The organism is uncultured Pseudoteredinibacter sp. (genome assembly GCF_947502065.1).
Classification (GTDB): Bacteria; Pseudomonadota; Gammaproteobacteria; order Pseudomonadales; family Cellvibrionaceae; genus Pseudoteredinibacter.
Genome location: NZ_CANMYE010000001.1, coordinates 1587415 through 1599725 on the forward strand (window position 1 = coordinate 1587415; position 12311 = coordinate 1599725).

Annotated in this window: 13 protein-coding genes and 4 tRNA genes; 5 read left to right on the forward strand and 12 right to left on the reverse strand. The window is 46.6% G+C overall.

Annotation, left to right across the window (positions count from 1 at the left end; genetic code table 11):
• Positions 1 to 24: 24 nt before the first annotated feature.
• Positions 25 to 417 (forward strand): PA2817 family protein, encoded by a 393-nt coding sequence (locus Q1A41_RS06700; RefSeq protein WP_299976097.1) that lies wholly within the window; start codon positions 25 to 27, stop codon positions 415 to 417.
• Positions 418 to 859: 442 nt separating this feature from the next.
• On the opposite strand, the gene Q1A41_RS06705 is transcribed toward Q1A41_RS06700, so the two are convergent.
• From Q1A41_RS06705 to Q1A41_RS06720, 4 genes are all read right to left on the reverse strand, one after another.
• Positions 860 to 935 (reverse strand) — tRNA-Gly (locus Q1A41_RS06705).
• 2 nt (positions 936 to 937) lie between these two features.
• Positions 938 to 1013 (reverse strand) — tRNA-Glu (locus Q1A41_RS06710).
• A 745-nt stretch (positions 1014 to 1758) separates the two neighbouring features.
• Positions 1759 to 1834 (reverse strand) — tRNA-Gly (locus tag Q1A41_RS06715).
• A 3-nt stretch (positions 1835 to 1837) separates the two neighbouring features.
• A tRNA-Glu gene (locus Q1A41_RS06720) sits at positions 1838 to 1913 on the reverse strand.
• 443 nt (positions 1914 to 2356) lie between these two features.
• On the opposite strand from Q1A41_RS06720, the gene Q1A41_RS06725 reads away from it, so the two are divergent.
• Complete coding sequence (locus tag Q1A41_RS06725; protein ID WP_299976099.1) at positions 2357 to 3133, forward strand: hypothetical protein; 777 nt, start codon at positions 2357 to 2359, stop codon at positions 3131 to 3133.
• Positions 3134 to 3181: 48 nt separating this feature from the next.
• Here the strand turns inward: Q1A41_RS06725 and Q1A41_RS06730 are convergent, their stop codons facing one another.
• From Q1A41_RS06730 to msrB, 3 genes are all read right to left on the reverse strand, one after another.
• Positions 3182 to 3922, reverse strand: a complete 741-nt coding sequence (locus Q1A41_RS06730) for a DUF1499 domain-containing protein (protein ID WP_299976101.1) — start codon at positions 3920 to 3922, stop codon at positions 3182 to 3184.
• A gap of 93 nt (positions 3923 to 4015) precedes the next feature.
• A complete protein-coding gene (locus tag Q1A41_RS06735) occupies positions 4016 to 4702 on the reverse strand; it encodes a DNA-3-methyladenine glycosylase I (RefSeq protein ID WP_299976103.1) in 687 nt (228 codons plus the stop codon).
• On the reverse strand, positions 4702 to 5100 hold the full coding sequence (msrB, locus tag Q1A41_RS06740; protein ID WP_299976105.1) for a peptide-methionine (R)-S-oxide reductase MsrB: 399 nt from the start codon (positions 5098 to 5100) through the stop codon (positions 4702 to 4704). The genes Q1A41_RS06735 and msrB overlap by 1 nt, the downstream gene beginning before the upstream one ends.
• 152 nt (positions 5101 to 5252) lie before the next feature.
• On the opposite strand from msrB, the gene Q1A41_RS06745 reads away from it, so the two are divergent.
• Both Q1A41_RS06745 and Q1A41_RS06750 read left to right on the forward strand, forming a co-directional pair.
• Complete coding sequence (locus Q1A41_RS06745) at positions 5253 to 6467, forward strand: pyridoxal phosphate-dependent aminotransferase (RefSeq protein ID WP_299976107.1); 1215 nt, start codon at positions 5253 to 5255, stop codon at positions 6465 to 6467.
• Between the two features lie 26 nt (positions 6468 to 6493).
• Positions 6494 to 6925: a hypothetical protein gene (locus Q1A41_RS06750; protein ID WP_299976109.1), complete on the forward strand. Its 432-nt coding sequence runs from the start codon at positions 6494 to 6496 to the stop codon at positions 6923 to 6925.
• A 54-nt stretch (positions 6926 to 6979) separates the two neighbouring features.
• On the opposite strand, the gene Q1A41_RS06755 is transcribed toward Q1A41_RS06750, so the two are convergent.
• From Q1A41_RS06755 to Q1A41_RS06765, 3 genes are read right to left on the reverse strand one after another with little or no spacing between them, the layout of a single operon-like run.
• Positions 6980 to 7975 carry a class I SAM-dependent methyltransferase gene (locus Q1A41_RS06755; protein WP_299976111.1) on the reverse strand — a complete coding sequence of 332 codons (996 nt, stop codon included), beginning with the start codon at positions 7973 to 7975 and terminating at the stop codon, positions 6980 to 6982.
• 57 nt (positions 7976 to 8032) lie between these two features.
• Positions 8033 to 9190, reverse strand: a complete 1158-nt coding sequence (locus Q1A41_RS06760) for an ATP-NAD kinase family protein (RefSeq protein WP_299976113.1) — start codon at positions 9188 to 9190, stop codon at positions 8033 to 8035.
• Between the two features lie 22 nt (positions 9191 to 9212).
• Entirely contained in the window at positions 9213 to 9884 is a 672-nt protein-coding gene (locus tag Q1A41_RS06765) for a hypothetical protein (protein WP_299976115.1), read from the reverse strand.
• A 329-nt stretch (positions 9885 to 10213) separates the two neighbouring features.
• On the opposite strand from Q1A41_RS06765, the gene Q1A41_RS06770 reads away from it, so the two are divergent.
• Positions 10214 to 11170: a GGDEF domain-containing protein gene (locus Q1A41_RS06770; RefSeq protein WP_299976116.1), complete on the forward strand. Its 957-nt coding sequence runs from the start codon at positions 10214 to 10216 to the stop codon at positions 11168 to 11170.
• A 53-nt stretch (positions 11171 to 11223) separates the two neighbouring features.
• Here the strand turns inward: Q1A41_RS06770 and rluB are convergent, their stop codons facing one another.
• Positions 11224 to 12108: a 23S rRNA pseudouridine(2605) synthase RluB gene (gene rluB, locus Q1A41_RS06775; RefSeq protein ID WP_299976117.1), complete on the reverse strand. Its 885-nt coding sequence runs from the start codon at positions 12106 to 12108 to the stop codon at positions 11224 to 11226.
• A gap of 6 nt (positions 12109 to 12114) precedes the next feature.
• Positions 12115 to 12311: hypothetical protein (locus tag Q1A41_RS06780; protein ID WP_299976119.1), on the reverse strand; the 197-nt coding region annotated here is incomplete at its 5' end.

The window sequence follows — 12311 nt, forward strand, 5'->3', positions numbered from 1 at the left end:
ATGACTACCCACTAGGAGTTCACCATGAATCAAAAACAATATTGTACACAACAACTGCAGAATCTGGCGCACGAAGTTAGCCAACAAGCGCCTTTTGCCGAAGCAAATGAAGAATTACCCCTAACAGAAAGTGATCAGCGATTTCTCGATACACTTACACACCTCGCCGCACCCGGTACTCCTCATGACGAAAGCTTTTTCGAACAGGGCCAGTGGTTAATCGGCCAAAGCGTCGCCAACCAAGCCCATCTCACAGCCTTAATCCCCAGGGATTTATTTTGGTACTTCGGCGGTGACTGCCTGCACTACATGCCAGACGAGGAAATCAGCAAGTTTCAGCAGCTAGAAGAAGCCTGCTACGACAAAGAAAGCAACGACTACCAAGAAGAACGCGCACGCATCTTTGGACTCCACTGAGTTAGCCTATATTGAGGCTCTTGTGTTTTTTTCTAGTGCACCTGATAAATTTATTTACCCGCTAAGCACATAAGAACACCTAAGCCCGCAGGCAACCCGGGGTCAGAACCCAAGGGTTCTGACCTCATTTCAAAGCAACTTTAGACAAGACCATCACCCAATAAAGGATAAGCGCATCTTCGGGACAGGTTGACACATAGATATACGCTAATATCGCGAAAACTAAAACAGAAGTATTTTAAAGGAAAACAAATAGACCAACCGAAGCCACGATAGCGGGACAAAATCGCCCGGAGCGATTTTAGACAGCTTCGCTGCCCCGAAGGGGTGAGCGCCTTGGATGGCGCGAATCCAACGAGATGAAATCTCGATTCCCGTGTTAACCGAAAGCAACCACGTTAAAGAATCATGAGGAGTATAAACTTGTGGATTCTAGAAAAACTGGAGCGGGAAACGAGATTCGAACTCGCGACCCCAACCTTGGCAAGGTTGTGCTCTACCAACTGAGCTATTCCCGCAATGGCGTCCCCTAGGGGAGTCGAACCCCTGTTACCGCCGTGAAAGGGCGGTGTCCTAGGCCTCTAGACGAAGGGGACTTAGGACTTTCCAAACACTGTCTGTGCCGGAAGAGCTGCGCATTCTAGAGATCTACCCTACCCCTGTCAACAACTAGTTAGCGTTTTTTTAATATTTTTTAAAAACAAAGGCTTATAGAGTTTTTAAGGCCGTCAGATCGAAGAATCAAAACTACCTTTTATCCCACCGCCCAACGAATCAAGCCAACCACAACGAAACACATGAAAGGCAGTGCACCAGCAGAGGCAAATACCCCAAAGGCATACCAGGAAGCATAAAAGAGCCCGCCCTTACAACCCAGCCATGAAACGCCTGCAAGCCACTCACCTCACCAATACATCTTAAATAGATGCCCAGTAGAGAAATGAAAGAATACACCCGAAGCTAAAGCAGCAGGACCAATTGCCAGAGCAACCTTGGGCAGCTCCACCACCCCAAAGAGGGAGCATCCGGATGATGGGATGGAAGCATACGAACATGCCAATGACGCGAAAACTAAAAACGCAGAATTTTAAAGGGAATCAAACAGCCCCTCGAAGCCACGGTAGCGGGACAAAATCGCCTGGAGCGATTTTTGACAGCTCTGCTGCCCCGAAGGGGTGAGCACCTTGGATGGTGCGAATCGACGCATACGGACATGCTAATGTCGCGATTGCAGGAGCAAAAGAGCGACAAACGAGATGTAATCTCGATTCCCGTCTGGAGCAAAGGCAACCAAGCAACGGAGATATCGAAACGAAAAGATCTGTAGATTCTGAAAGAAACTGGAGCGGGAAACGAGATTCGAACTCGCGACCCCAACCTTGGCAAGGTTGTGCTCTACCAACTGAGCTATTCCCGCAAATGGCGTCCCCTAGGGGAGTCGAACCCCTGTTACCGCCGTGAAAGGGCGGTGTCCTAGGCCTCTAGACGAAGGGGACGTAGGACCTTCAAAACGCTGTCTGCGTCAGAAGTGGGGCGCATTCTATGGAGATGGGCCCCTACTGTCAACACTTGTTTTTAATTTTTATTGTTTTTGAAACAACAACTTAGCGAGATGTGCAATTAAACAGCAGAACGCTTACTTCGCACTCGTTAACGCCCTGCTGGCCTGAAAACTTTGGGCGCTGCAGCGGTCAATAAAGAAATAATTGCATCGTCAAAAGCTTCTTTTCCAATATGTATCCTATGATTCCCCATCAAATTGGATAAAGACTCTATTTTTTCTCAACGCTGCCGATACACTGTCTATACTTTAGCTATAGCCGTGGCACCTTGTTCAACATCACGTCTATAAAATACACTGCGCAAAGCAAGCGATGTAACCTCTAGCTTTGTATAAAGTAATTTTATTAAAGAAAGACCCAGCGAGACACAGGAATTTATGGGAGCCAATGTACCAATTGTGGTAACTGCGGGAATTGTCATAGTTTTGTCAATTCTGGCTTGCTATGCCCTTTTCACGCACAGTGTTAACTCAAAGCGTGAAAAGCGCCGGCTGCTGATTAACTCCTTAAAAACACGCGCTCGCAAAATAGAAGAGACCATGTCCTGCTTCCCGCCAAACTATCTGGGCTCATCATTAAGCCTAATTATTCAGCAAGCTTTAGTGGTTACCTTTGAAGAGCTATCAAACTTGCAGCCAGAAGACGGCAATCACAAAGCAATGCTCAAGCAATCTAACGAGCGATTTTTGGCACTTAGCAAACAAAAAGGCAGCAACCAACTAAAATCACTTAGCAATGCTAGGCAAATTACTGGCACACGTAAAAATTTGAAGCTGTTACTGAAATTCTTTCAACAGTTAGGTCAAAAAGGCGCATTAAATTCAAACAAGGCCGCTGAAGCTCGCAACATTATCAAGAATAAAATGGCACTATTAGCGGCTGACGAGCATGATATTCAGGCACGCGGCGCACTCGCTAACGGCAAACACCAACTGGCTGCCCACTATTTCACACAAGCCAATACCATTCTTACTAAATACAACAGCGATCACGTTTTTAATGAAAACATTCGCAATCACCAAGAATGGATTAATAGCGCTAGCGATATGGCCAAAGCCGAGCAAGATCGTATTAAAGCAGAAAAAGAAGCACTTGAAGCCGAAACCAAAAAATGGGATGACGGTGACTGGAAGAAGAAAAATTTCTACGATTAATTTAGCCGAGATCCCGCTGTGAACAAGACCTCGGCAAAGAATAATGACTTAGGACTGCATTGCTTTTAAAAACGCTCGAATACGCTTAGCATTCGCACCCAAATCACTCAAACCAACTCTTGATGCGGATCTAACATCAACTACACTGCCGCTTGCACTGGCTTCAATTCGAATAATAACGTCGTCCTTAAAACCAAATACGGCACTTTCAACCAATGCTTCAACGTGTCCAGTTTTCGCATCTTCCCATTGTAATTGCCAGCCAAAATCGGCAACTACGCCCTTAGCCTTCTCAAAAGCTTCTTGCGGGGCGATAGCTAAACGCAGAGTTTTAACATCAGGATAAGCTTCTGCTTGCAGTTTTGGTAGCATCTCAAAATTATATTCAATGGGGTTATCACTATCTTTACGTTCAACAAGCGCCGAAACAAATAGTGGAGGCCGACTGGTATCAGTACTAATATCGTGGATAGCTGGCACTGAAAACGCCCCCAAGCCCACCGTAAAGACGACAGCTAAAACTGGCAGAGCGCCAATTAAGGTAGCCACTAAACTGCTTGAGCGAAGATTTTCCTTGCCAGCAATTAAGGCGTATAGCAAAACCAAAAGTGCCAAAGCACCTAAGGCTACAACCGTTAACATGCTGAACGCCGAACCAAGAAAGCCCATCTTAAGATCTAAACTTCCACTACGATAAGCCAATATCAGCACAGGCAATACAGCCAACAATAAAATTTGCGCTCTAATTAACCAAAGCGTCCAGGGCTTCTTTGCAACAGGGTTGTTCATAATTATCCTTTTTTATCCATTCGGTATAGCTACATTTAAAATTTGCAGTTGAGATTTGGTGAGCGAGCTTCATCTAGGCTTGAGAAACCAACCTCAACTATAAGCCTGATCAACATTGGCCGTAAACGATACTATGCGACTTATATGGGACATCGCCAATCCACTTTCTTCGTGCCATTTATTAAAAGCTGACTGAGCCAATCTAATATCTCTTTGCGAGGTTGGCTTTTTATCAACAATCTGTTGAGAAACAAGACTGGCTACTACATCATCAGTCAATATAAACGTGTCCTTGCCCACCATGCGCAAAAACCTTGGCGCTGACAAGCCGCCTAACTGTGCGCCTTTTTTCTTCAACATAAACCAAAGCTCACATATATTATCCGCAGGCCAGTCGGCTAGGAAACGGCCAAAACTGCCAAACTCCTGACTGATCTCCCTAAGCATTTGAGCATTGCTGCGTATCGAGCGGATTTTACCAAAATGCCGAATGATTTCTCGGTTCTGCATTTGTGCCTCTAGGTCCTCGTCGCTCATCATCAATACATCATAAGGGTCAAATCCGTGAAAAGCTTTCTCAAAAGCTGGCCACTTATTATCAACCAGCTCATGCTTTAAGCCGGCCCTAAATACCCTTCTGCTCATCATCGATAAATAATAAGCGTCACTGTTTGCCAGCAACTGCTCATTGCTAGCCACGCTTGGCAACATGGTGGCTATATGCTTAGCCCCCCCTTTGTGCAGCTCTGCGGTAGCCTGAATATCGGAAAAAGACAGCATTAATCGTCCCCTGTAAATCGAATAGAAAGGGAATTTATGCAGTAACGGAGGCCTTTTGGTGCTGGTCCGTCGGTAAAAACATGGCCTAAATGGCTCGCACATTTTCGACAGTGCACTTCTGTACGCACCATACCGTGACTGCGATCCATCTGCTCCTCTACGGCTTGCCGCTGTGCAGGCTGAGTAAAACTTGGCCAGCCACAGCCTGAATCAAATTTTGCGTCTGATTCAAACAATGGCTCACCACAGCAACGACATAGGTATTGCCCTTGCTCCTTATGATTCCAATATTCACCTGTAAACGCGCGCTCTGTCCCCTGCTCTCGGCAAACATGGAACTCCTCGGGACTGAGCTTATCACGCCAATATTCTTTGCTTTTTATGTCCTCAGACATCATTTACACCTGCGATTCGATTGTTGTGAAAGGTTGTCGCCCAATTAGCCGCTAATTGATCAAACTTTAAGTCGACAGATCCCACCCGCAGCCCCTAGAATAATGGCAGCTGCTCGACAGCAATAATATAAGCACCATACAAAAAGCACTACATCATGTATACCATAGAAAAATCAGACAAACTTCACGGGGTTTGCTACGACATACGCGGGCCGGTTTTAGAGCACGCTCAGCGTATGGAAGAAGATGGCAGCCGTATCTTAAAGCTCAATATTGGCAATCCAGCGCCATTTGATTTCGCCGCACCCGATGAAATTATTAAAGATGTCATTCTCAACCTGAGTGCGGCCGAAGGCTACACCCACTCTAAAGGCCTATTTGCAGCGCGCAAAGCCATTATGCAAGAATGCCAAAAGCTAAATATCACCGGCGTTGAAATTGAAGATATTTACATTGGCAATGGCGTCAGCGAGCTAATCACAATGGCGACTCAAGCCTTACTCAATGATGGCGATGAGATTTTAGTACCCTCACCCGATTACCCGCTTTGGACAGCGGCGGTTGGTTTAGGAGGCGGCAAGCCAGTACATTACCTGTGTGACGAGCAATCGGATTGGCAGCCCGCTCTGGACGATATTCGCTCTAAGATTAGTGATCGTACGCGAGCTATTGTCATTATCAATCCCAATAACCCAACGGGCGCCGTCTATTCACAAGCCATGCTTCAAGAGCTGGTGCAGATTGCTCGCGAACACCAGCTAGTGCTATTTGCAGACGAAATCTACAGCAAGATTTTATACGATGACGCTGAATTTACGCCTTTGGGTCGTTTAGCTAAAGATATTGTATGCCTAAGTTTTAATGGCCTATCTAAATCTTATCGATTGGCCGGCTTTCGCTGCGGCTGGCTGGTAATCTCTGGAGCAAAGCACCTAGCCAAAGGCTATCGCGAGGGTCTAGACATGCTGGCCTCGATGCGCCTTTGTGCGAATGTACCGGCGATGTATGCGGTACAAACGGCACTAGGCGGTTACCAAAGCATTAATGAACTCATTTTGCCAGGCGGGCGCTTACTTGAGCAACGTAATATTGCCCACGAAGCCATTAGCCAAATCCCCGGTGTATCTTGCGTAAAACCTAAAGGGGCGCTGTACTTATTTCCGAAAATTGATTTAGACATCCATAAGATTCAAGACGATGAGCAAATGGTGTTAGACTTTTTACGGCAGAAAAAAGTACTCCTAGTGCAAGGTAGCGCCTTTAATTGGCCGAACCCGGATCATTTTAGAATTGTGTTTTTGCCACGCAAAGAAGAGCTCAAGGATGCGATTGAGCAGTTTGCAAATTTTATCGAACACTACCGACAATAATTTTATTTGATAAGGCCGAGCAGACTATGAGTGATTTGCATATCGATGACTTTTATCGAGATAGCGCGCGTATTCTGCTCCAGCTTTATCGACACTTCCCTCGCCGAGATTTAATTTATACCGAAGATATTATCGGGCCAGATACGCCGGATGACTTTGGCTTGCCTAGCGATCGTCACCAAGCCTGTTTCGCCACTATGCTGTGGCTCGCGGAGCATCAGTATTTAAGTTATGGCAGTACAATTGGCCAAGAAGCATTAGATCAGGCCGCATTGAGTCAACGAGGCTTTAACCTGCTCGCCCTACTCGAACAAGATACTGAGTTTCTTCCACAAGACTCTGAAACCAAGGCCAGACACGAAGAAGGTTTAAGTCGAGCCCAGCTATTACGCCATAAGCTCAAAAGCGAAAGCTCTATTCGCTTGAACCATTATATGCGTTATCTATACACTCTTTGAGCGATACTTTATATACCTCCCAGGCACATCCCAATAGGTAAAGCACTTACACTATTAAGCACGCGTATCCTGCTGCCACTGGCCTTCATAACGATAATGAAATAGCTTTAACTGCTGATCACGATTGCGGTCCGGAAAATCTTCACTCGGCATTAAACGCGCAAGCTTAATACATTCTGGACACTCTTGTGCGATCAACTCATCGATAAAGTCTTCACCCAATTCGGGTGCATTTAAGCACAGTAAAATATCGGCACCGTGCTCAGCCAACTGAGGTATACGGCGGACTAGCTTGGCATAATCCTGCTTTGCGACAAAACTGCCCTTTTGAAAGGACGGTGGATCAAAGATTAATACCCCATAGGGCCCTGGCCGGCGAATACGTCCCCAGGATTTAAGAATATTCTCCGCCAAAAAACGAGTTTTACAGCCCGCAACTTCAGCGAGATGATGATTGAACTGATGATTTTTCTGCCCCGTCTTAAGTGCACCGCGTGCCATATCAACATTCACAACCTCCGATGCACCAGCAGCAGCGGCAACAACACTAAAAGCACAAGTATAAGAAAATAGGTTGAGAATTTTTTTACCCTTAGCATGTGCCCCTAGCCACTTGCGGCCGGGTTCCATATCCAAGAAGAAGCCGGAATTTTGGCGTCCACCAAGCTGAATCTGAAAGCGCAAATCTCCGCGCTGTGCAAATAAGGCTTCTTCGGCATCGAATCCATCGGCGCAGTATAGCCACTCACTAGGCGCGCCACGAACATAGCGATAGGAAACACCAAAAGCTAAAATCTCATTAGCGGCCATTAGGGGTTTGAGCTGCTCGCAGAGCTGATCTAAAAAAGATTTTTCTACCTCAGCAAAACATACGATCCACAATACTGGACTGTAATAATCAATAACCAGGTGCTCCAAACCCGGATAACACTGGCCGCGACCATGAAATATCCGCCTTGAGTCCTTGGATTGAAAAACGCCCTGCTGGTTTTTTGCTTCGACATGCTCCAGCAACTGGGCAAGTTGTTTTTCCGTATCGTTCGATAACACTACTACAACCTCTAAAATCTACAGCCGATCTGCCAAAATAACATTATCCACAAACACTTATACACCGCAGCTAATTGGGTAATAAATGGTATCACGATAACCACAGAGCACGGGAATGTGACCGCTTAATTCGCGATCAAGCTCAGGGTCATTACTGTCAATAAGTAAAGGTCTGTTCTGCAATTCGGTAATTTTTGTTTTTGTCGCCAGCACCCAAAGATTGTCACGCCCCAAAGCCTTTAAAACAGCTGGACTTAACTGCTGATTGCCTCGCCCTAGCAAGTGCCCCTGACCGCCAATAGCGGTTATTAAGGCTTTGCACTTGTCAGGATGCTCTCGCAACAATGCTTCTAAATGGCTAGCATCAACATCTTTGGCAATTACCTCACCAGCATGTAAAACATCAAAGCCCAACAAGGTGCCTTCCAAATGCAGCTCATCAAGTACAGCCTTAGGTGTACTGCCTGGGCCAATCAAATAAAACTCGTCGTCTTCAAGGCGCTCGACGATATCAGCAGCAATATCTGCTAGCACAAGCTCCTCTACTTCGCGTCCGGAATTCTTGGTTTGCTGTACAAAGTGGCCAACTTCAGGCACCCATAATTCACCATAGTACTTTGACCGCACCTGCCCCTGACGAAATAAAGTTTCATCGATATCGCGCACTTCTTGCTGGCGTAAATCAACCAAACCGTTTTTAAGAAGTAATAACAACACTTCAGCTGCCGATTCAGGGTTAATGGCAAATACTGCTGAATGCATTTTTACACCAGCTGGAATTCCTAAGCACACCTGGCCAGAAAGTTCAGAAGAAAATGCATTGACCATATTTCTCGCAGTGCCATCCCCACCCACGAATAGCAGTAAATCGATACCTTCTCGAGCTAATTCTTGGGCTATTCGCTCACTATCTTGTGCGGTGCTAAAGCCCTGATCATTTAAAGCGCCTACAACGCGATGAGACAGCCCTAACTCCTCAAGCAGCTGCTCACCCATTTCAGCAGGCGCACTGAGAATTTCCAAATCAGCTTGTCGCTCGAGTAATGGCGCAAGTGCTCGCCTAGCACGCTCGGTCGAGCGGCCAGCTTGCCGACGCAAGTCATCACTGATGTCATCACTGCCTTTTAAGCCCTCAGGGCCGCCTAAACCAGCATAGGGGTTTAATAAAAAACCAAGGCGAAAAGGCTTCGCCTTGCTATCCAATTCAGAATTCATGTTTTGAACCACTAGTGGAAATTCAGTTGCGACGATCCAAATAGGAATCGTCGTCATAAGACCTTACAAGGTGGGGGTAAAATATCGTTAACACCGATGTCATCGCACCATTAATAAAGCCCTCTGGAAAGAGCATTAATGCAAACAGGTGCGCATATTGAGCCAACATTCCCCAATGGGCATCGGCCTCAATTATATAAAATAACAGCACTGAAAAACACAACACAGCCAGCAGGGATAACATAGCCCCGACAAAGCCACCACCAAGCATAAAAATAAAGACGTTGCGAACCCGCATTCTTTCTAACAAAGCAATAAAAGCCATGCTAACGCTGGCCGGCACTATGACGTTAAGAAAAAGCTCGATCGGTAGCTGGACGCCAAAGCGGCTGCACAGCAAACTATTCAACAATAAAGCTAGCGAGCCCCCCAACACAGCAAGATGCCAACCGAAAACCAAACTGAGCGTAGTGATAGCCAATGGGTGAAAGGCAATGACATCCCTCACATTGACCTGCAATAACCAAAAGAAGGCCAAAGCAATAATAGCGGCAAACCACGCGTGCTGGCGTTGTGACTGGGCTAACCATTGCCGCCAGGGGGCTTTAATTGCAGCAAGCATCAGCACCAGCCCAGTGAGTAATAAAAGCGCGTAATATGAAAAGTTAAGCTCTGTGGGGATCAATAAAAACATGGGGCTATTGTCTCCTTTTTGCCAACGCCCCTGCAAATAAGAAAGGCGTCAACGCTTGGAATTCTCAGTTTTACGAGCGGCAAAATTTCGCCACCTTAGCATTTAGCAGCTTTGAAACAGCGCCAATAAATCGCCATGAACCGCCCGACAAGCGGCACATGTTATGTAAGCCATTGTTTTTAAAGGTTATTAAATAAACAAAAATACTGGCACGGTTTTCGCTATTACCTTAGTAATCGAACCAAAGAGCAGGCCAAAGCAGCCACTATGGCAAGTTTTAGCCTTTGCCGCTTTTTGGGAAAGCTAAGAGATAACACTAGGATTGCTATATGGTCACCTCAGTACAAATCAGTTCTCGCCCCAATAAGGCCAAAGAAGTGATTGCACCCAGCCGTATTGCCGTACCACAGCAGGATTTAAGCGATGAGCTTTTTCGCTTAACCCAACGCCTTCAAACCAGCCTAGAGCTTGAGCAGGTTTTAGAGATATTCTTTCAGCAGTTGCAGCAGCATGTGAATATCGGTGGAATGGTTTATACCAGCCCTTGCAAGCAGCATATTAAGTTGGGGCGGCCCAATATACACCACGTGGACTATCAATTGAGCCGACAAACCGCAGAAGGTGATGATGGATTAGGGTCAATTGTCTTTAGTCGCGCCAAACGCTTTGCTGAGCATGAGCTGATCTTAATCGAATCGTTCCTCGGCCCGCTTATTTATCCTTTGCGAAACTCCCTACTCTATCGCCAGGCCTTAGCTGCTGCGATGTGCGACCCATTAACCCAAACTGGTAATCGGGCTGCAATGAGTAATGCCTTGCAACGCGAAATCCAGTTGGCTAATCGCTATCAACAGGCACTATCGATGATGGTCATTGATATTGATCACTTCAAATCCGTCAATGATAACTACGGCCATGCCGCCGGTGATGATGTAATTTGTAATGTCGCCAAAGCCATTACCACCGTGTGCCGAGAGACCGATCTAACCTTCCGCTTTGGTGGCGAAGAGTTTGTGGTTTTGCTCAACAAAACCGATGCCGCTGGCGCCCGAGTAATTGCTGAGCGAGTACGCCGTCATATCGCCTCACTGAACACCCAATCCGATCAGCACGCTATTTCTGTAACGGCCAGTATCGGAACCGCAGAACTTAACCAAGATGACAATGGCGAGAGTTTATTTGAGCGGGCGGACAGCGCGCTGTACAAAGCCAAGCAACAAGGTCGCAACCAAGTAGTAAGTTACGATCTAATGGATAATGTTCAGCATTCCCTGCTAGAAATGTAAAACGGAAGCCTAAGCTTCCGTTTTACATTAACTTTACGACCCGTTTAACGTTCCTACTTACTCTTTCCAGGATTGCTAAAGTGGTGAGGCCGCTGCCCTTTACCGGCACGCAAGCGTTTTTGATGGCGACGTTGATATTCTTTTTCAGACTTTGTTTGCATTAGCCTTTCAGTGGCTTCCAAGCCCGCTGTCATTGCCAACTCGGCAACTTCTTTATCGTTAAGCTCAATCCATTGACCGACTCGTACATGGGAGGGAATAAAGATATTTCCATATCTTACCCGCTTAAGACGTGAAACATTAACGCCTTGAGACTCCCACAAACGGCGTACCTCGCGGTTACGGCCTTCCATCACCACACAGTAAAACCAGCGGTTTTTACCTTCTCCAGGCCCTTCTACAATATCCGTAAAGCGCGCCATGCCATCATCTAGCATCACACCCTCACGCAAACGCTTGAGCATATCCTCATCAACATCTCCTTGAATCCTAATCAGGTATTCGCGGTCAATATTTGAAGATGGATGCATAAGCTTATTGGCCAAATCACCATCATTGGTGAATAACAACAAGCCACTGGTATTAAAATCCAAACGCCCAATTGAAATCCAGCGCCCAGACTTTAACTTTGGCAAACGCTCATAAACGGTTCGACGACCTTCGGGGTCTTTACGTGAGCAAATTTCCCCTTCTGGCTTGTTGTAAAGCAACACTCTAGGGCGCTCACGAACAGCACTGTCGATACTGACCCGACGACCATCAAAATTAATGCGGTCATCTTCTGTCACACGATCCCCGAGCTTCGCCAGCGCACCGTTAACTTGTACACGACCATCAGAGATGGCACGTTCCATTTCACGACGAGAACCAAGTCCTGCTCGCGCTAAAACTTTCTGTAATTTTTCATCAGGTTGTGCCTGATCACTTTCATTGCGCATGCTGACCTACTGGTTTTCTTGCTCGGCCTGTTCGGCCATCATTTCACGTTCTAATTCTTCGGCGGCGGCTAATTCCGCCTCCTCTTGAGCGATTGCTGCGGCTAATTCAGCAGCTTCTAGCTCCGATTCGGCTTCGGCTTCGGCTTCGGCTTCGGCTTCGGCTTCGGCTTCGGCTTCGGCTTCGGCTTCGGCTTCGGCTTCGG

Bases quoted from the DNA above. Each gene is read 5' to 3' on its own strand.
- rluB (WP_299976117.1), bottom strand. From the start codon at position 12,108: ATGCGCAATGAAAGTGATCAGGCACAACCTGATGAAAAATTACAGAAA.
- Q1A41_RS06760 (WP_299976113.1), bottom strand. From the start codon at position 9,190: ATGAATTCTGAATTGGATAGCAAGGCGAAGCCTTTTCGCCTTGGTTTT.
- Q1A41_RS06750 (WP_299976109.1), top strand. From the start codon at position 6,494: ATGAGTGATTTGCATATCGATGACTTTTATCGAGATAGCGCGCGTATT.
- Q1A41_RS06765 (WP_299976115.1), bottom strand. From the start codon at position 9,884: ATGTTTTTATTGATCCCCACAGAGCTTAACTTTTCATATTACGCGCTT.
- Q1A41_RS06700 (WP_299976097.1), top strand. From the start codon at position 25: ATGAATCAAAAACAATATTGTACACAACAACTGCAGAATCTGGCGCAC.
- Q1A41_RS06745 (WP_299976107.1), top strand. From the start codon at position 5,253: ATGTATACCATAGAAAAATCAGACAAACTTCACGGGGTTTGCTACGAC.
- Q1A41_RS06735 (WP_299976103.1), bottom strand. From the start codon at position 4,702: ATGCTGTCTTTTTCCGATATTCAGGCTACCGCAGAGCTGCACAAAGGG.
- Q1A41_RS06730 (WP_299976101.1), bottom strand. From the start codon at position 3,922: ATGAACAACCCTGTTGCAAAGAAGCCCTGGACGCTTTGGTTAATTAGA.
- msrB (WP_299976105.1), bottom strand. From the start codon at position 5,100: ATGATGTCTGAGGACATAAAAAGCAAAGAATATTGGCGTGATAAGCTC.
- Q1A41_RS06770 (WP_299976116.1), top strand. From the start codon at position 10,214: ATGGTCACCTCAGTACAAATCAGTTCTCGCCCCAATAAGGCCAAAGAA.
- Q1A41_RS06725 (WP_299976099.1), top strand. From the start codon at position 2,357: ATGGGAGCCAATGTACCAATTGTGGTAACTGCGGGAATTGTCATAGTT.